Origin of the sequence: Planctomicrobium limosum (genome assembly GCF_051465645.1) — a bacterium.
In the GTDB taxonomy this organism is placed as follows: Bacteria; Planctomycetota; Planctomycetia; order Planctomycetales; family Planctomycetaceae; genus Planctomicrobium.
Window position 1 is genome coordinate 1,492,408 of sequence record NZ_CP195790.1, and the last position, 18,956, is coordinate 1,511,363.

Annotated in this window: 12 protein-coding genes; 10 read left to right on the forward strand and 2 right to left on the reverse strand. The window is 51.2% G+C overall.

Annotated features, from left to right (window positions below):
• Positions 1 to 1,494, forward strand: coding sequence for a recombinase family protein (locus SH527x_RS05630; RefSeq protein WP_437193676.1), 1,494 nt, complete (start codon positions 1 to 3; stop codon positions 1,492 to 1,494).
• Positions 1,495 to 1,707: 213 nt separating this feature from the next.
• On the opposite strand, the gene SH527x_RS05635 is transcribed toward SH527x_RS05630, so the two are convergent.
• On the reverse strand, positions 1,708 to 2,745 hold the full coding sequence (locus SH527x_RS05635; RefSeq protein ID WP_437193677.1) for an IS630 family transposase: 1,038 nt from the start codon (positions 2,743 to 2,745) through the stop codon (positions 1,708 to 1,710).
• A 291-nt stretch (positions 2,746 to 3,036) separates the two neighbouring features.
• Positions 3,037 to 3,612, reverse strand: coding sequence for a hypothetical protein (locus tag SH527x_RS05640; protein WP_437193678.1), 576 nt, complete (start codon positions 3,610 to 3,612; stop codon positions 3,037 to 3,039).
• Between the two features lie 620 nt (positions 3,613 to 4,232).
• On the opposite strand from SH527x_RS05640, the gene SH527x_RS05645 reads away from it, so the two are divergent.
• The 9 genes from SH527x_RS05645 (at position 4,233) to SH527x_RS05685 (ending at position 18,793) form a co-directional block, all read left to right on the forward strand.
• A complete protein-coding gene (locus tag SH527x_RS05645; RefSeq protein WP_437193679.1) occupies positions 4,233 to 6,713 on the forward strand; it encodes a heavy metal translocating P-type ATPase in 2,481 nt (826 codons plus the stop codon).
• A 44-nt stretch (positions 6,714 to 6,757) separates the two neighbouring features.
• Entirely contained in the window at positions 6,758 to 7,345 is a 588-nt protein-coding gene (locus SH527x_RS05650) for an RNA polymerase sigma factor (protein ID WP_437193680.1), read from the forward strand.
• Positions 7,346 to 8,408: 1,063 nt separating this feature from the next.
• On the forward strand, positions 8,409 to 8,984 hold the full coding sequence (locus tag SH527x_RS05655; RefSeq protein ID WP_437193681.1) for an RNA polymerase sigma factor: 576 nt from the start codon (positions 8,409 to 8,411) through the stop codon (positions 8,982 to 8,984).
• 1 nt (position 8,985) lies between these two features.
• Positions 8,986 to 9,825: an anti-sigma factor family protein gene (locus SH527x_RS05660; RefSeq protein WP_437193682.1), complete on the forward strand. Its 840-nt coding sequence runs from the start codon at positions 8,986 to 8,988 to the stop codon at positions 9,823 to 9,825.
• 878 nt (positions 9,826 to 10,703) lie between these two features.
• Positions 10,704 to 11,597 carry a hypothetical protein gene (locus tag SH527x_RS05665; RefSeq protein ID WP_437193683.1) on the forward strand — a complete coding sequence of 298 codons (894 nt, stop codon included), beginning with the start codon at positions 10,704 to 10,706 and terminating at the stop codon, positions 11,595 to 11,597.
• 44 nt (positions 11,598 to 11,641) lie between these two features.
• Positions 11,642 to 12,025 carry a hypothetical protein gene (locus SH527x_RS05670; RefSeq protein WP_437193684.1) on the forward strand — a complete coding sequence of 128 codons (384 nt, stop codon included), beginning with the start codon at positions 11,642 to 11,644 and terminating at the stop codon, positions 12,023 to 12,025.
• A 121-nt stretch (positions 12,026 to 12,146) separates the two neighbouring features.
• The gene (locus SH527x_RS05675) at positions 12,147 to 12,734 is read left to right on the forward strand and encodes a hypothetical protein (protein WP_437193685.1); all 588 of its coding nucleotides are present in this window, start codon (positions 12,147 to 12,149) and stop codon (positions 12,732 to 12,734) included.
• Between the two features lie 239 nt (positions 12,735 to 12,973).
• Entirely contained in the window at positions 12,974 to 15,187 is a 2,214-nt protein-coding gene (locus SH527x_RS05680; protein WP_437193686.1) for an efflux RND transporter periplasmic adaptor subunit, read from the forward strand.
• A gap of 21 nt (positions 15,188 to 15,208) precedes the next feature.
• On the forward strand, positions 15,209 to 18,793 hold the full coding sequence (locus SH527x_RS05685; RefSeq protein ID WP_437193687.1) for an efflux RND transporter permease subunit: 3,585 nt from the start codon (positions 15,209 to 15,211) through the stop codon (positions 18,791 to 18,793).
• The last annotated feature ends 163 nt before the right edge of the window (positions 18,794 to 18,956 follow it).

The following is an 18,956-nucleotide window of genomic DNA, read 5'->3' on the forward strand; positions in this document are numbered from 1 at the left end:
ATGAAACAGTTCGCAGCGCTGGCACGGGTGAGCAGCCGGGAACAGGAACGCGAGGGGTTCTCGCTCGAAGTCCAGGAAGACGGCCTGAAGCGATACGCGACGCAGGCCGGTGGCGAGATCGTCAAGCTGTTCAAGATCGCCGAAACGGCCAGCAAGGGGGATGAACGCAAGACGTTCCGCGAATTGATCGCCTACGCCAAGAAGAACGCCTTCGCCTTGGATGGGCTTCTCTTCTACAAGGTGGATCGGGCGTCCCGCAACCTGTTCGATTACGTGGAACTCGAACGGCTCGAATCCGAATACAACCTGCCGTTCATTTCGGTGTCGCAACCAACGGAGAATACGCCCGCTGGCCGCATGATGCGGCGGACGCTCGCCAACATGGCCAGCTTCTACACCGAACAGCAATCGGTTGATGTGCGCGAAGGACTCGCCCGTCGCGTGAAGGAAGGCTGGTTCGTCGGCAAGGCTCCCTACGGCTACCGGAATGCCCGCAAGGACGGCCGGGGCATCGTCGAAGTCGATCCTGAACCGGCGGCCAACGTCAAACGCATCTTCCACCTCTACGCCTACGAGAACCTGACGCTCGATGGCCTCGTGGAAAAGATCAACGCCGAAGGGCGTGCGTTCCGCGACTCGCAACCGAAGTTCCCCCGCAGTTCCATCGCCAACATCCTGAAGGATCGGGCCTACATCGGCGAATTGGAGTACAAGGGTGAATGGTATCCCGGCAAGCACGAGCCGCTCATCGATCGGGCGACCTGGGATCGGGTACAGGCGCTCCTCGGTGGCTCCATCTACCATGCCACGACGCTGACCTATGCGGGCCAGTTCATGACCTGCGGCCATTGCGGCCATCCGATCACCGGCGAGCTGGTCAAGAAGAAGCGGAAAGATGGTGGCGTCAACCACCACGTCTATTACCGCTGCGCCCGCTACACCAAGAAAGACCACCCGCGCATTCGGGTGAAGGAAGCAGACATCGAAGCCCAGGTGCTGGCCCTCTTCGACAAGATGAAAGTCGAGGACGCATCCGTCCGCGACTGGTTCCGCATGGTGCTGGCCTCGCAGACTCGCGATGCCCAGGCCGACAGCCGTGCCCAACGCCAGGAACTGACCCGGCAGGAAACGCTCATCATCCAGCAGCAAGACCGGCTGCTCAACATGCGGCTGGCCGAGGACATCGACCAGGAACTCTTCGCCAAGAAGCACACCGAGTTACGCGACCGGCTGGCGTCCATCAAGCTGCAACTGGATGTTCTCGACCGCTCCCACGACGAAACGGCCGAGTTGGCGGCGAAAGTGTTTGAACTCTCGCAAACCCTGAAAGAGCAATGGCTTAACGCCGACTTTGCCGCGAAGCGTCGATTACTCGAAATCGTCTGTTTGAACTCTGTTCTCGACGGCGTAACTCTTTGCCCTGAAATGAGAAAGCCCTTCAACGTTCTCGCCGAAGGGCTCGTTTCTGAAAATAGTCGGGATTATGAGATTTGAACCGGCACGGAGGATCAGGTCGCGTTCAAACGACATCCCTAGCAGCTGAAAATGCGATCAAAGAATCTCAAGTGTCCTCTGAAGAGGACCATTGATATTCCTTGGTTGCATTATAATGCTGTAAGCATTTTTACAGACAGTAATTGCGCCTCAAGTGTGGTGACTCTAACTGGTGAACACCTAAATAGATCCTCGACCGAACCGGAGTGCTTGTTAAGCGGCTTTGGCGAAGGAGTGTCGCATATCGAGGTAATGGTTGTTGTTGGTCTTGAACCATTCGTAGGCCTGGTCGATCAGTTCTTCCAGACTTTGGCATTTGTGGTTTCTGGTGATTGTCTCGTGTAGGTGCCACCAGACCCGTTCGATGGGGTTCGTCTGCGGGGCGTATTTGGGCAGGAAGTGAATTTCAATCCGGTGGCTCCATTCCTGCAGATATTCTTTGACTGCTTTTGAGTCATGAAATTTGGCATTGTCGCAGATGACGTGAATCTTCCGATAGCCTCGTAGCCGGTAACGCAGGTCGTCCAAATGAGCCAGGAACTGACCGGTGTTTCTTCTCCAGCAGGGACGACTCACCAGCAAAGTCCCGGTGCCCCAGATCAGCGAGCCAGCGACATGGCATTTGCGGTTGTTCCCCGGTGTGACCACTTCGGCCTGCTGACCTTTCTTCATCCACATGCTGCCGATCTTCGGGTTGAGGTTCAGGTCCACTTCATCCTGAAAGACAGCCACTTCGTTGGGGGGAAGGGATTGCAACAATTGCTGAATTCGCTGGAATTTCCCGGCGTGTTCGGGGTCCACAGGCCCGACAACTGGTCGAGGCCGACGCCAGACCAACCCCAGCCGGTGCAGGCCCCGACGGATGGTTTCACCGCTGAATCGCAGGCCGGTTTCAAATGCCAGCAGGTGAGCCAGCGTCTCGCATGACCAGCGGGAGCGAAAATAGCCAACATACCGGGGAGTGTGCTGAGTGACCCAACGCAGGATTTTCATCACCCAGGCCGGTTTGAAACGCTGCGGAGCCTGTTGTTCCAGAATACCGGGAACTCTTCCTTGTGCAAATGCTTTGAGCGTCTGCGAGATGAGATCGAAGCTGCAAAACAGCACTTCCCTGATCTGCTGCCAGCTCAGGCCGTCGGCCCGGAGCAGGATGATGTGTGCCCGCCGAGAGGTGGAAAGACCAGTTCCAGAGCGGTACGCCTGCAAAAGCACCTTGCGTTCCTGGGCTGTCAGTTGGATACTGCCATCCATGGCTTGGCTCCTCGGGAAAGGACGTGGTGGTACACCTCCTCAACGTAGACCAAGCCTGCTTTTATTCCTACACCAGTTGAAAACACCACTCCGATTCCGGTGTGGGGCTATTTAGAGCGGTTTCGCAAAAGGTTAATCGCACTGTCTCGCGGAAGTTCAATGTTTCACTTGAAGAAACGCGATCCTCGCGGACACATGATATACCAAACTGGTCTAACACGTTGATAGAATCACAGAAAGTGCAGTTTTTCGCGAAAGCCACATAAATCGCATTCTGGTTTGGTGAATACTTTACTTATCAGAAGAAGGCAATTCTACACCAATATTCTTAAGCAATTCTAGATGTTCCTTTTCGACAGACCTAATTTTTGCTTCCAATGCGGTGCAATGTGCACAGAAATGCTTCGTCTCAACATCAGTCTGTCCGATCGAAGTCTCAATTGAATTGCAAATCTGTTCGCACTCCGTTAAATGCTTCTCCAGTGCGTCTACATCTTCCTTGATACCTGCCTCTTTAGCGACATCCGCTCCTATCTTGGCGATCTCCGATTTTGTCGAGGCTAAATCTTTCCGAACTTGACCGAGATGCTCTCTGGCGGTCTCCGGAAGTACCTGCTGACAGTTCTGACCGTATGCATTGAGCACTTGGGAATTCACTCTTGCCGAATTCTGATAACTCCAAGCAGTCCAAGGTCGATATCCTTCACCAATTGCTCCAGTTTGCTTGTGACTCTGCTGCATTCTCGCTCGAGCTTTGCCTGCAGCATTGAAAGTCTGCTGCTGAGCAACCAACAGGCTTGGAGTCACTAACAGAGAAACTGCGCAAACCGCTGACAGAAAATACTTTACAGTGGTCGTGTGAAACATCCCCCCCCCCCCCCGCTTTCTAATGGATTCAAAGATGATGTGGCGATCCCGAAGCACGAGCAAACAAACGGCCTGAGCGAGGCTCACAAAATGTGTCCTTTTCTCGCCCTGTGTTTTGATGCAACGTCTCGATTGAAACTTCATTAAAACTTGATTTTTTTTGCAAAGATCTGTTAATCACACTCTTGTGTCTCGCATTTTGGGCTCGTTGATTTGGTGACGGTCACCGGCAAATTCGGAAGTTGCGTGAACCACGCTTGGCACATTCTTGTTGAAAATGCGGTGAGGATCGTTTGTTGCTCCAATCCACGAATAAAGATCGATGAAATTGACTGTCACTGCCAGTAAAAGATGAGAGCGGGACATTCCAATCCTGCAGAAAAGCGAATCTAATCAACTCGGGACAAGCTGTGTGATGAACGAAGATCGAACAATATTGGGACACACATTTTTCAACAAATAGAAATAATCACCACCTCAGGTGCATTCATGAATACAATTTCCATTTGAATCGCGCTCAAACACTACTCGGAGATAACATCTATTGGCATAAAATTGTCATTAATCGTCAATCGCCAATGTGCTGTATCGCAAATAAAATAAGAGAAATGGAATCATTCATGGCAATTAACCAACACAATGAATCCTCTGGCGTAAATGTATCCACTAGCCTTCCAATTTCGGGCATGACGTGTGCGAGTTGCGTTGGACATGTTGAAGCCGAGCTATCCAAAGTGAAAGGAGTCAGCAGTGTCTCCGTCAATCTCGCCACGGAGCAGGCAGAGATCCGGTCGTCAACTTCAATTGACCGCATAGAACTGATCAATGCGGTCAAGAAAGCTGGATATGACGTCCCATCACATGTCATTGAACTTGAAGTCGGCGGAATGACATGTGCCACATGTGTAGGGCACGTAGAGCACGCACTGAAAGCTGTTCCTGGAGTGCGGGATGCAACTGTGAATCTGGCAACTGAGCGAGCAACCGTTCACGGGAATGCTAGTCCAGAAATGCTAATAGAGGCTATCGTAAAGGCCGGATACAAAGCTCGTATCCTTGATCCCCTGTCAGCACATAGTACTGACAGCAGCAGAAAAGACTTGGAACTGGCTGATTTGAAGTTCAAACTGATTCTGGCAATCGTGTTAGCATTACCCGTGTTTATCCTTGAGATGGGCTCTCACATAGTCCCACGAATGCACGATTTTATCATGAACACCGTTGGCATGAGGCAAAGCTGGTATCTCCAGTTCATTCTAACCACCCTGGTGTTGTTGTTTCCGGGAAGAGGGTTTTATCTCAGAGGACTTCCTGCCTTGCTTCGCCTGGCGCCGGACATGAATTCGCTCGTCGCAGTGGGAACATTCGCAGCCTACGCATACTCCGTCGTTGCCACATTTGCCCCAAGTCTTCTTCCGACGGGGACCGTGCACGTTTATTACGAAGCAGCAGCGGTTATCGTCGCTTTGATTCTTCTGGGCCGCTTTCTTGAGGTTCGGGCAAAAGGGAGAACTTCGGAGGCAATCAAACGTCTGGTGGGGCTTCAGGCAAAAGTTGCTCATGTCATTCGAGATGGCAGTGTCGTAGATATCCCCATTGGCGACGTTGTCTTAGGTGATCTCGTTGATGTACGCCCTGGGGAGCGGGTGCCTGTAGACGGGGTGGTTGTAAACGGAAGGAGTTATGTCGACGAGTCGATGGTCACAGGCGAGCCAATTCCCGTGGAGAAGATGTCCAGCAGCAGTGTTGTTGGAGGAACTGTCAATCAAACTGGTGCGTTCACCCTTCGTGCTGAAGCTGTAGGTGAGAAGACCGTCCTCGCTCAAATCATTCGCCTTGTTGAACAGGCCCAGGGCTCCAAGCTGCCGATCCAGGCAGTCGTTGACAGAATCACACTGTGGTTTGTTCCCGCCGTGATGGTTGTCGCGGCAATCACGTTTCTTGTCTGGCTGGTCCTTGGCCCTTCACCGGCTCTCACCTTCGCATTGATCAATGCAGTTGCAGTGTTGATCATTGCCTGCCCGTGTGCAATGGGATTAGCAACGCCAACGTCAATCATGGTTGGCACAGGACGTGGGGCGGAGCTGGGGGTACTGTTTCGCAAGGGCGAAGCGCTGCAACTATTGAAAGATGCCAAAGTCGTGGCAGTCGACAAGACAGGGACTGTCACGGAAGGTCGGCCAGTTCTGACAGATCTGGAAATCGTGGAGGGGTCTTCGCGCGAGGTGATTTTGGGCCACGTTGCTGCTGCGGAATCCCGGTCTGAACACCCGATCGCTCGCGCCATTGTTGAAGCAGCCCGAAAGGAGAACATTCCACTTCCTGAGGTGACAGATTTCGAGTCAATCACAGGAATGGGTTTGCGTGCAACAGCTGGTGGTGTTCGTGTGGAAATCGGCGCGGACCGCTACATGCATAAGATTGGCCTCGACACTCAGGCATTCTCATCAACAGCAGAAAGGCTTGGTCATGAAGGGAAGTCGCCGTTGTATGCTGCGTTGAATGGGAAGCTGGCGGCGATCATCGCCGTTGCCGACCCAATCAAGCCGGACGCGGTGAGTGCGATTTCTTCACTTCATCAACTGGGGCTGAAAGTGGCCATGATTACTGGCGATAACGCGCGGACGGCAAAAGCAATCGCCGCTCAGGTTGGAATAGATGAGGTGGTAGCGGAGGTCCTTCCTAAAGGGAAAGTTGACGCGGTTCGGCGGTTAAAGTCTGAACATGGTCGTGTCGCCTTCGTTGGTGATGGTATTAATGATGCCCCTGCCCTGGCTGAAGCTGACGTTGGACTGGCGATCGGAACCGGAACCGACGTGGCGATCGAGTCTGCCGATGTGGTGCTCATGTCTGGCAACCTGCAAGGAGTTCCGAACGCGATTGCATTGTCAAAGGCAACTATCGGTAATATTCAACAAAATCTCTTCTGGGCTTTCGCTTATAACACCGCTTTGATTCCTGTTGCTGCGGGCATACTCTACCCGTTCTTTGGAATTCTACTGTCGCCTATCTTCGCTGCGGGAGCGATGGCCCTGTCGAGCGTATTTGTTCTTGCTAATGCCTTGCGACTAAGGCAATTCCAACCGAAGCGGAATCCGTAATGATCCTGCAGCACACATCCTCAATCCAAATGAAAGGTTCGGTAATGGGTCAGCAGGACGAAGTGTCGTTGTCAGATTCGACTGTTGGGATCTTACTCGCCAATCATCGACAATTTCTAAGCTTTCTTCAAAAGCGAGTCGGTAGCCAGCAAGAGGCAGAAGAAATTCTGCAAAATGCATATGTTCGATCTCTGGAAAAATCTGATCAGATCCGTGACACAGAGAACGTGGTTGCCTGGTTCTATCGACTTCTCCGAAACGCCATTGTTGATAAATATCGCAAGGACGATGCCGCGCGTCGTTCTCTCGTGTCGCTGTATCAACAAACCTTAGCGCTTCCAACGCATCCTGATCCAGAAACAGAACGTGTGCTCTGTGAATGCGTCAAAGGCTTACTGTCCACTCTCAAGCCGGAACAAGCGTCGCTGATCAATCTTGTCGACATGCAGGGTAATGACATCGCTACGGTCACTGAGTCACTGGGAATTTCTCGTGGAGCCGCTCGAATCCGCCTGCATCGAGCACGCGCTGCGTTGCGGAAGCAATTGGAGCGCACTTGTCGTACGTGCGCTACTCATGGGTGCTTGGATTGCACCTGCCAGAGAAGGGCCAGTGATCTCGAGACAACTTGATCGTTTGAACTCAAAAAGCCCCAATGTCGTCATGTGAATCATGCAAGAATTCCTGAAACGCTTGGTGGGGACATCCGTCTGCCTATTCAGTTGCAGGAAGAATCATCGATTCCTCCCACTCCCATGCCCCGATGAAGTGGGCAGTCAACATTTCCAGTGGAGCTGATGCCATGACAACCACACGCCGTTTTCGCACGAACATCAATTGCGGGTCTTGTGTTGCGAGAGTGTCCCCTTTTCTGAACAAGGAGCCATCAATCAGTCGATGGGCGGTCGACACAGGAAAGGCTGAAAAAGTTTTGACTGTTGAAGGCGAAAACTTTACTGCAGAAACGGTCAGGAGCGCTATTGAACGTGCCGGCTACCGAGTAATCGACGAAATTCCAGCTTAAAATTCGGCCTGCCGACTCAATTGCCCCCGCCAGCTTCTGGGCAGTCACCCCAGCAAGCGTGATTGTCCAGAAACTGGTGGTTTGAGATGACTCGCAACCACCAGAATCGCTCCGTACAAATTCAGATGGTGTCGATCCTTGCTGTTTTTCCGGACGCAAATACGGCCTCGATTCTCTGTACCCCCTGCTTTTCTCGGACTGCGGCTTTAGGGGCTATACTGGTAGCTGCCCTACCCCCGGTTGCTCATGAAACTGCCACGGTTTGAGTGGCTGTCACCTTCCCCGCTCTCGTCGCCAAAATTGAATCTGAGGAATGATGAGGCGTGCCGGGCTCGCACTTCGTTCAATCTTTTCTGTATGCCAAATATTTGTTCAATCGACTTAAAAGTTGAGAACTCTTGAAATCTTCAGAAGAGATCAGGGCACGGAGCGATCTTGAGGGAGATTTTCGACACTGTGAACCCTTGTTCATTTTTTTTGAAACAGGAGGTAACATAGGTGGGGCTCCAGAAAGCAGAATCTTCAGAGTGATTCCGTTGGTCGCATTCTCAATATTCGGAAAGCCTTGGGACGGATGGTTTTAGGTGAATTTCCTCCCAGTCTGAGGAAAATGTGGAATCCTCGCAAATGATCAACGTGTTCGTAAAATGGTGTGAAGGAATGATTGGGTAATGGCATCTAATGAATCGACCCTCACAGGCATTCACGCAGGCATAATATCGCCTGACGAGGAACTGCTGGTGAGGTGTCGTGCCGGTCAGCGGGATGCACAATTACACCTTTATGAGTCATTTCGGGGTCAAGTTTATCGATTGATGGTTCGGATCGTCGGTATGCAGGAGGCTGAGGACCTGACACAACAGGTATTTCTTCAGCTTTTTCGCAAAATCGAACAGTTCTCAGCCCAATCTCGCTTTGAAACTTGGCTTTACCGATTGGCGATGAATGAGGCGTTGCAGCATCTGCGTAAGAAACGGCGGCGGAACATCCAGCCACTGATGCATGAACCCATGAGTCAACCGAGCCAGGAAGGAGCGCGTTCAGAGGACAGGGAAATTCTAGAGCGGGCGCTGTCACAACTTGATCCGGAGTTGCGTGCCATTTTTGTGCTTCGCGAAGTTCAAGGGCAGTCGTATCGCGAGATTGCCGACACTCTCGAAATTCCAGAGGGAACAGTGGGGTCTCGGCTGAATCGAGCGAGACGGGAGCTGCGACAGCACCTTGCCGACTTGGGTTGGGAATCGTGAAATGAACTGTTCAAAAGTGAATCAATTGCTTTCTGCCTACTACGATGGAGAACTGTCGGACGAATTGCACGAAGCCGTGCGAGAGCATCTCGGCCAGTGCGACGGATGTGCCGTTGAACTTCGCGGATTTGAAAGACTTTCCCTGATGGCAAGGTTCATTGAATCCGCCACGCCCCCTGACCACCTCTGGGAACGGATTGAAGTCACCTTAGATGAGCCAGAGTCCCATCGGATTAAACCGGAGGCTTCTCTTGCTCAGAACTCATATATATCACGCTCACGAATGATTATTGCTGTAGCGGCAACGATTGCCGTTGGGATTGCCGTATTTATGCTCCAAAGTTGGCGGCATCTTGAACACCACAACCATTTCACCACCGAATTCAACCAATACCTCTTGGAATTCAACAGAGACCCAGAAGCGGCTCAAAAATTCCTCCTTGACAAATACGAAAATCATCGCGTGTCCCCGGAGCAAGCTACCAAGCTGGTCGGCTACCGACCAGTAATCGCGGCTGGAGCTCCTCCCGAGTACAAGATTGCGTCAACATTTGTGGTAAAAATGCCTTGTTGCACGTGCGTACAGACCCTGTGCCAACGAGCTGACGGGAGTGCTCTGGCGATTTTTGAACATAACGACACTGCGCTCGAATGGTTTGGAGATCGCCCGGCTATCACTGCCAGTTGTCACGGAAAAGGGTGTTGTCTCGTGCAGCTGAAAGATTCAACGGCGGTCAGCTGGAAGCAAGGCAATCGATATATCACTGTAATTGGAGTTCGGGAATTCAGTGAAATCGATCGGATTTTGACCTGGCTTGACCAGACTCAGAGACCCTCTTGACGTTTGATGAATTTCGACAACAGTCAACACTTCGTTAATATCTAGTTTGATCTAACATTTAGTACGACGTATAATCTAAGTGCCCTGCAGAATTGTTGTCAAAGTCGCCGATAATGAAATCGTTCTTTTTGATCTAAAAGCAGTAAGAGGAAAGTGACGGTTTCAGGATCATTATGTTTCGGATCGTACTCGCTATCTACGTGCTGATGCTGTCGCTCATGGGGCCTTCCCCATGTTGCTGCTCTATCGGCCGTGCAGCCAGGACGGTCCTGTCAACATTTGATTTAACAGGCAATCGGGATGCTGAATGGTCTCCCTGCTGCAAGGCGGAACGAAACCAAACCTTACACGAGGATTCGAGCAACCACTCTCCGGTTTATTCTGATTCTGATTATTCGGGTGACTGTTGTGAATGCAAACAAAGCGTTTGCAGTGCCTTGCCGAAACCTCCGGTCGATCATACGGTCGAATTGCCCCGCTCTTGGTCAGATCACTTGACTTTAGGTGTGAGCTCGCCGGTACTTTTCGCGTATGTGCAGTCCGCTCGGGCGTTGCTTCTGCCTGACACCGTTCTGTACGCAACTTCTTCAGGGCGCGAAATCCGCATCTCTCTATGCTCGTGGGTATGCTAAAGACCACGCTGCTGTCCGCGATGTCTTGATCCGTTTATGGTCAGGACGAGTTGGTTACGGCATTCTCAGCTATTTTTCAGTTGCGTTGAACAGTTCTGTATTGCATTCAAGGTCAACCGGGCCTCGTGTGCGCTCTTCGCAATTGTTCACGATCGCTGCCACCTCCATGATTCGCTTGGAGTAATGGTATGAATCTTCTTGATTTACTGCATTTTTATGACCTCACCTGTAGGGAAGGATCGAGCCATGCGTGTTATTAAAACCTGGACTGCATTCAGTCTGGTTGCTGCCAGCGGAATGTTTTTATGGGGCTGCTCAGGAAATAATCCTACGGCACCCGTTGAATCAACATCGCAACAAGAGACCAGTTCACCTACACAGCCAACAGATGTTACGTCGTCATTGCTACCCTCACCCCCAAAGGAAAGTGAAGGTGAACACGGCCATAAGCCCGGTGCACATGGTGGAATTATGGTCTCTCTCGGCCGAGACAGCTATCACGCGGAGGCAGTTTTTGAGCAGGGAGGGCGGCTTCGGCTCTACACACTCGGACAAGACGAAACGCGTGTGATTGATGTTGAATCCCAAAAGCTCAAAGGGTTCGTGAAAGCTGAGGGGGAGTCCACTGCACACCCTTTCACGATGGACGCAGAACCCCAAGAGGGTGACGCACAGGGGCGTGCATCGCAGTTTGTTGGGACGCTACCGAACGAACTTCAAGGTCGCAATCTTGAAGTGACGATTCCGAATATCGTGATTTCCGGAGAGCGTTTCCGAATTGGTTTCAAGTCAAAACTTGAACAGCATGGCGAGGAAATGCCATCGAAACTCGTTGAAGAAGAAGAGCGGCAACTCTACCTGACGCCCGGTGGGAACTACACAGAAGCTGACATCGCCGCTAATGGCGGAGTAACAGCCAGTGTGAAGTTCCGCGGCCTGAAGTCAGAACACGACATGTTTCCTAAGCCGGGAGATAAGATCTGCCCTATTACGGAGACAAAAGCAAATTCCGCCTTCTCGTGGGTGGTTGGGGGGAATCGATATGAGTTCTGCTGCCCACCATGTGTAGACGAGTTTCTCAAAGAGGCGAAGAGCGGCGGGAGCAAACTTAAGCTGCCGGAAGAATATGTGAAACGATAGTCATGTGTCACTTTTTTGGGATCAATTCATTACAAGGAAATTCAATGAAAACCATTTCTCGCGTTGCACTGGGGTGCGCTCTGCTGATGTTCTCTATTGCGATCACTGGGTGTGGGGCTGCTCAATCTACCGAACCAACTGGTGGAAACAACGGACGCCAAACGACGAAGTCTGAAGCAGACGAACGTCAGGATGCATTGGCAAAACTTGACGTAGAGGACCGTGCTCATGCCGTGGCACAGGGATACTGTGCAGTATCAGAGGAACCACTCGGATCAATGGGAGTTCCTATCAAAGTGGTCATCAACGATCAGTCTGTATTTGTATGCTGTAAAGGTTGTGAGAAAAAGGCCAAGGCAGATGCTGAACTCACATTATCGAAGGTCAACGAACTCAAGGAACGAGTGAAAATCGAACTGAATAAATAGCCAATGGATCGGACTCAGAATTGCGCATTCTTTCAGTCGCGATCATCAGAATGACTGCATACACAGGAACACTGTAAAGTTTAAACGGGGTTTAACGCTTATGAATACGAAATGCATTCAGATGAATTTTACTTTTCTCGTCTTGTCGACAGCCTTCGTGCTTGCTCTTGGATTCACCAACCACTCTTTGCATGCTGATGGCAAAAGCACTAGTGCGGTTCCAGAAAAGTCTGTTGAATCTCGGGTTAGCGAGGCACTCGCCAAACTTTCCGTGTCCGATCGTGCCGCCGTTCTGTCACAACGGTACTGTCCGCTGATGAGTCGAGAACGACTGGGGGCGATGGGGGCTCCTATCAAGGTCACCATCGAAGGGACTGAGCTCTTCGTCTGCTGTGAAGGATGTTCGGACGAAGCTGTAAAGCACAGCAAAGAAACTCTGGCTACTGTGGGAAGGCTTAAAAGGTGCACAGTCGCACTTGCCAAACTTCCGGCAGCAGACCAGATACTTGCGGAGGCTCAGTTATTCTGCCCAATTGCCGAGGGAAGTCGATTAGGCGGAATGGGTCCACCAGTGAAAGTGCTGCTGGACGGTCAACCCGTCTTCGTCTGTTGCAAACCGTGCGTTGCGAAGGCGCAGTTGGACAAAAAGGCCACACTTGCAAGGGTGAAGGAGATTCAGCAAGAGAACTCCAAAGCATCACATCACTGAAGCTGCGGATGGATTGTTGCCACTTGAACTGGGACCGTTCCGAAAATCAAGAGAGCTTCAATCGAGCATGACGAGTCTAGTGCCGTGTCACGGCTTGGGTTTCGGGTGCGTGACCGCAAAACCGCCCGTCGTTGCCGGGCTTGCGTCATCGTCAATCCGAATTTTTAACAGTGACAATGCACTAGTGAAGCCGCCACGTCCAATTTTCCCCACCGGAGATTACGAAAATGATGCCCCAGATGTTTTTGAAACATGGGCGATATAGTGCCATCATCGTGGCGGCGATCACCACTGGTATTGCCTGGGGCCATGAAGGACATCAGCCATTACCAACTAAAGGAGTGCAGATTGAGCTGGAAACAGGCCATCTCACGTTGAGTCGAGATGCCCGGGAATTGCTCGATGTGACGTCAGAGGAGGTTCAAACACGTGATCTGACCAGCTCGGTGAGATCTTACGTTACCAGTGTTGCTCCATGGACTGATCATGCGTTTGTGACCTCGATACTACCGGGAAGAATCTCAGAACTGCACGTTCGTCCCGGCGATACAGTCAAGCAAGGACAGATTCTGGCCACACTGGATAGCCTTGGTTTGCAAGCTTTACAGTATGACTACCAACGAACACAAAATGAGTTGCAGTTGTCTGCCAAACTGCTCGAATCTTTAGCCCCTGCCACACAGTCGGGAGCAGTGCCAGGTCAACGACTCGTTGAAACCGAGAATGCTCATCTTCAAAGCCAAAATTCGCTCGATGTCATTCGTGCAAAATCGATTGGGCTGGGCCTTCAGGAAAGTGACTTGTCAGCATCGACAAATGAAAAGTATGGGGCCTTACGTCTGCCACTAAGAAGTCCAATTTCAGGTATTGTTCTTCACGCGGATGTCTCTTTAGGGAAGTTTGTCGAACCGTCAGAACATTTATTTGAAATTGTCGACACGTCAAAGGTCTGGCTAAATATCGGAGTCTTGGAACAGGATATCCATCGAGTTCGTGAAGGTCAGACTGCACGAGTGACGTTTAACAGTCTGCCAAATAAGGTTTTTGAAACTAAAATCAATTCCCTGCGATTTTGGCTCGACCCACAGTGGCATCAGAGTACCGCATGGGCCGAGATCATTAACAGTGAAAATGGAGACCGCGTCCTGCCGGGGATGAATGGTCAGGTCGAACTACTGAATCCTGGAGAAAGCGAAGCCCTTACGGTTCCGGTGGCTTCGGTATTCAGCGACGGTGCAGAGCAGTACGTATTTGTCGAGTCAACATCGACGAAATCCAGTTCTGAGTATCGAAAAACATCCGTTGTTACTGGCAGAAGGAATCGAGAGTTCATCGAAATCATTTCTGGCGATATTTTTCCAGGTGATCGAGTTGTGACTCGTGGTGGACATGAACTCTCAAGTTTGTTTTTTCAAGGTGTACTTCGGCTGAGCTCATCAACTGCTCAAAGCATTGGGCTGATCGTCGAACCGCTGGAGACACAACATATCGAGAAAGTGTTGCGGCTGGACGGGGATGTCGAGATTCCGCCGCAATTTCGGACATCGGCATCGCCTCAGTTGGCTGGCACGGTGCAGGCGATTTTTGTCACTCCCGGTCAAACCGTTCAAAATGGCGATGTCATCGCTGAAGTGGCCAGTCTGGAATTGCAAGACCTTCAATTGGAATTTCTCAAAGCTCAGCTTGACTTCGCGCTTTGGCGAGACACATGGACAAGATTGTCTCAAGCAAGCGAAGCGGTGCCACGGCGAACACTTTTGGAAATGGAAAGCCGCGTCAAATCGTTGGAAATACTAATTGCCAGCAGTCGCCAAAAGCTGTTAACGGTCGGATTGACTTCCAAACAAATCGATGAAATTGCTCAAACCAAACAAGTCGTAGTTGCATTCCCAGTTCGTGCTCCAATGGACGGTGTTGTCGCGAGATTTGATCGCGTACTTGGTCAGGTCGTCCGCGCTGATGAATCCCTGTTCGAAATTCATGATCCGTCGCGAGCCTGGATACAGACCTTTGTGCACGAACAAGATTCGTCCCGTATCCACGTGGGACAATCTGCTCGGGTTCGTCTGGTAGCTCATCCAGGGATGATACTGAACGGCAAGGTGGCAAGGCTTGGTCCCGTCGTCGACCTCACAAGTCGCACACAAACGGTCTGGATCGAACTCGACAAGCCAATCGAAATCGCGTTGCAGCATAACATGTTGGCGCAAATATCGCTGGCAATTGGCGATCCCGTATCAGCCTTGGCAGTTCCCCTTTCGTCAGTCATCCGTGAAGGCTTACAGAGCTTTGTTTTCGTTCAGAGGCCGGACGGCACATTTGAGCGTAAACGTGTGGAGTTGGGTCGAGAAGACGATCGGTTCATCGAAATTAAAAGTGGATTGAATCAGGGAGAGCGAGTGGCAAGTGGCGGTGTGTCCCAACTCCAGAAGGCATATGCCACTCTGAGATAACCCAGATTAGAAACAACTCCCATGTTAAATTGGATTATATCGTTCTCGTTGAAAAATCGTGTGCTCGTCCTCGTCGCGGCGGTTGTCGTGATGATGTCTGGAGTGCATCAGTTGCGTCAGATGCCTGTGGATGTGTTCCCAGATCTGAATCGACCGACAGTGACCATCATGACCGAGGCGCCCGGATTAGCGCCAGAAGAGGTCGAGGTGCTTGTCACGCGACCGATGGAATATCTGCTGAATGGAGCCACTGACGTTCGGAGGGTTCGCTCCGCTTCTGGCATTGGACTATCGATTGTATGGGTTGAGTTCGATTGGGGAACAGACATCTTCCGTGATCGGCAGATCGTGGCCGAGAAGTTGCAAATGGCCAGGGAACGACTGCCTGAGAACGTCAACCCGGTAATGGCTCCCATTTCATCGATCATGGGCGAAATCTTACTGCTGGGATTGCGGTCGACTGCAGAGCTAAACTCAGTTGAAGATCAAGAAGCCAAGGCGATGGAGTTGCGGACCCTTGGAGAGTTTACAGTTCGGAATCGAATTTTGGCGGCAGAAGGCGTTTCGCAAGTCACGGTGATGGGCGGGACCCTGAAGCAGTACCAGATTATCACATCTCCAGCTCGCCTTGCGGCTCAAAACGTCACATTACAGCAACTGACCGATGCAGCCCGAAGGGCCAATGTCATTGCCGGAGGGGGGATTATGGAACGGTCCCCCAAAGAATCTTTGTTACGAATTTCCGGTCAAAGTCTCACTCTGGAGGAAATTGAGGACACTCCTGTTATCTGGAGATTGCCTGTTCCTGTTCGCATCAGAGATGTCGCTGATGTGACATTTGGCGGCCCTGTCAAACGCGGTGACGCCAGCGTCTGGACGAAACTCAACCCCGACGTGAATAAGGCCGTTCGGGATTCTCGTTCAGCCAAGGACGACGGCAATGCTGATGCTCTCCAGCATCAACCTACCGGAACCGAGGAGCTCCTGGCACATTCAGACGCAGACTCTCAGCTTGTGGGGGGAACAGCTGTTTTGATGACGGTACAGAAACAGCCCAATGCAGACACATTGGTTCTCAATCGCCGCATCGACGAGATCCTTGACGTTTTACAGGACGAACTTCCTCCTGACATCGTGATCGAACGTCATATTTTCAAACAGGCAGATTTCATTGAATCAGCCGTCGAAAATGTGACTGAAGCGGTGAGAGATGGAGCGATCTGGGTCGTCATCGTGTTGTTTCTACTCATGGGGAACTTCCGCACAAGTGTCAGTTCACTGACGTCGATGCCTCTTTCGATTCTCCTAACAGTTCTCGTCTTTCATTGGTTCGGAATCTCAATCAATACGATGACCTTGGGTGGAATTGCGGTAGCGATAGGTGACCTCGTCGATGATTCGATCGTTGACATTGAGAACATCTACCGCCGACTCAAAGAAAATCAACAGTTGTCAGTAGACCAACGGCGTGCAGTGTTAGACGTGGTCTATGACGCTTCGTGCGAAGTCCGTGGTTCGATCGTCTATGCAACGCTTATTGTCATACTTGTCATGCTTCCCCTCTTCTCGATGGGAGGCTTGGAAGGCCGGATGTTCGCTCCACTGGGCGTGGCTTACATCACCTCCCTGTTTTGCTCGTTGGTGGTCTCACTGACATTTACACCCGCCTTTGGATCGATTCTTCTGGCCCGAGCCAAATTTCTAAGCGAACGAAAAGATCCACTTCTGATGCGATGGCTGAAGCGTATCGACACGATCATGCTACGCTTTACACTTCGCCATGCCACGCTGGTTCTTGGTACGGTTGCCGTTCTTGTGGCGGTGAGTTGTACCAGTATCCTGTGGATGGGGGGCGAATTTTTGCCACCATTTAATGAAGGAACCTTGACGATCAATGTACGTCTTGAGCCTGGAACTAGCCTGGATGAAAGTCAGCGAATTGCTGCGCGAGCAGAGAGAATGATTTTGGATGTTCCGGAAGTCCTTTCCGTTGCACGCCGAACAGGACGAGCGGAGTTGGATGAACACGCCGAAGGGGTCAATTCCTCTGAAATCGAAGTCCGACTGGCAGAGCATCAACCTCCCAAACCGGGATGGGGGTACGCAGCCCTTCGCCTGATCCCCATCGCTCATCTGTGGGGCTTTGACACAATAGGACGGCCACGTGACGAAGTCATTGCAGACGTTCGTGACCGCATCTCCAGTATCCCAGGGGCAGCTGTCAACATCGGGCAGCCGATCTCGCACCGGCTGGATCACATGATGTCAGGTATACGTGCTCAGATTGCAGTCAAGGTGTTCGGTCAAGATTTGCGGGAACTCCGCACAGCTGCATATGACATTCAGGAACGGATGCAGCAAGTATCAGGAGTCGTGGACCTTCAGATCGAACCTCAGGTTGAGATCTCTCAGATACGGTTGAACATCAAACGGGACGAGGCGTCAAGGTACGGCCTCTCTCCAGGAGAGATCGCGGACTTGTTAGAAACGGCCTACAAAGGAAGAGTTGTTTCTCAAGTCTTGGACGAGGATCGATTCTTCGGACTTGTCGTCTGGTATGATGAAACCTCGCGTAGTGATCCGGCGATTCTGAATGAAACAATTCTTGAAACGCCATCGGGACGTCGAGTTGCGCTGGGGCAAGTCGTTGAAGTGGTGGACACGACTGGTCCGAATACCGTGAATCGAGAGCATGTACAGCGCCGCGTCGTTGTCTTCTGCAATGTCCAAGATCGAGATTTGGCCAGTGTCGTTGCGGATATCAAACTGGCTGTTGCTCCCGTTGAAGATAAGCTGCAGAAAATACCCGGTAGCTACTATGTAGAATACAGTGGACAGTTTGAAGCACAGCAAGATGCGAATCAACGACTACTGCTTTTGAGCATGCTTAGCATCACTGGAGTGTTTCTACTCCTCTGTAAGGCACTCGAATCCTGGCGAGCCGCGATGCAGGTACTGGTCAATATTCCATTGGCAGCATTTGGATCTGTCTTGACACTGCTTGTCGTCAATCGCCCTGACTGGGAAATCTTGAGGGCCGCTCCACTGACGGATTGGCCCAGTATCTGGATTGGGGCAACGACTCTCTCAGTTGCGCACTGGGTCGGATTCATTACACTGATCGGAATCGTCAGCAGAAACGGGATTATGATGATTTCTCACTACATTCATTTGATGAAGTACGAGGGTGAGACATTTTCCGAGCAAATGATCATCCGGGGAAGCCTCGAACGATTGGGTCCAGTCATGATGACAGCGATGACGAGTTTCATCGGCCTATTGCCGTTGCTGTTCGGAGCCGGACAAACTGGTAAGGAAATTCTATATCCATTGGCTCTTGTTGTTTTTGGCGGCATGCTGACTTCGACAATTCTCGACCAGTTGGTGACTCCTGCCTTGTTCTATAAGTTTGGGAGAAAGGTCTATCAGCGAACTGTATCTGGAGACACCATGTTAAATCTGGCTGCAGAATCAACTCCTGCATTCGCCGAAAAATGTCATAAAAACCCTGCCAGTGGAGGTTCAGTCACTGCACACACTGAATTAGACCATACCTCAGAGGATCCAAAAAATGTGTCAAACAATTCTGATCCGGTACAACCGTAAAATTGTTCTGCATTGTTAACCACTGGCGACCGCATAAACCGATACAAAATTCATTTGTCGCATTTGGGAAGGGACTCTCATGACGCCACGTACCGGAATTCTACTTTTTGTCGCTACTGTTCAATTCTCTGCTTGCAACTCAACTCGGATGACTTCCCGTCAG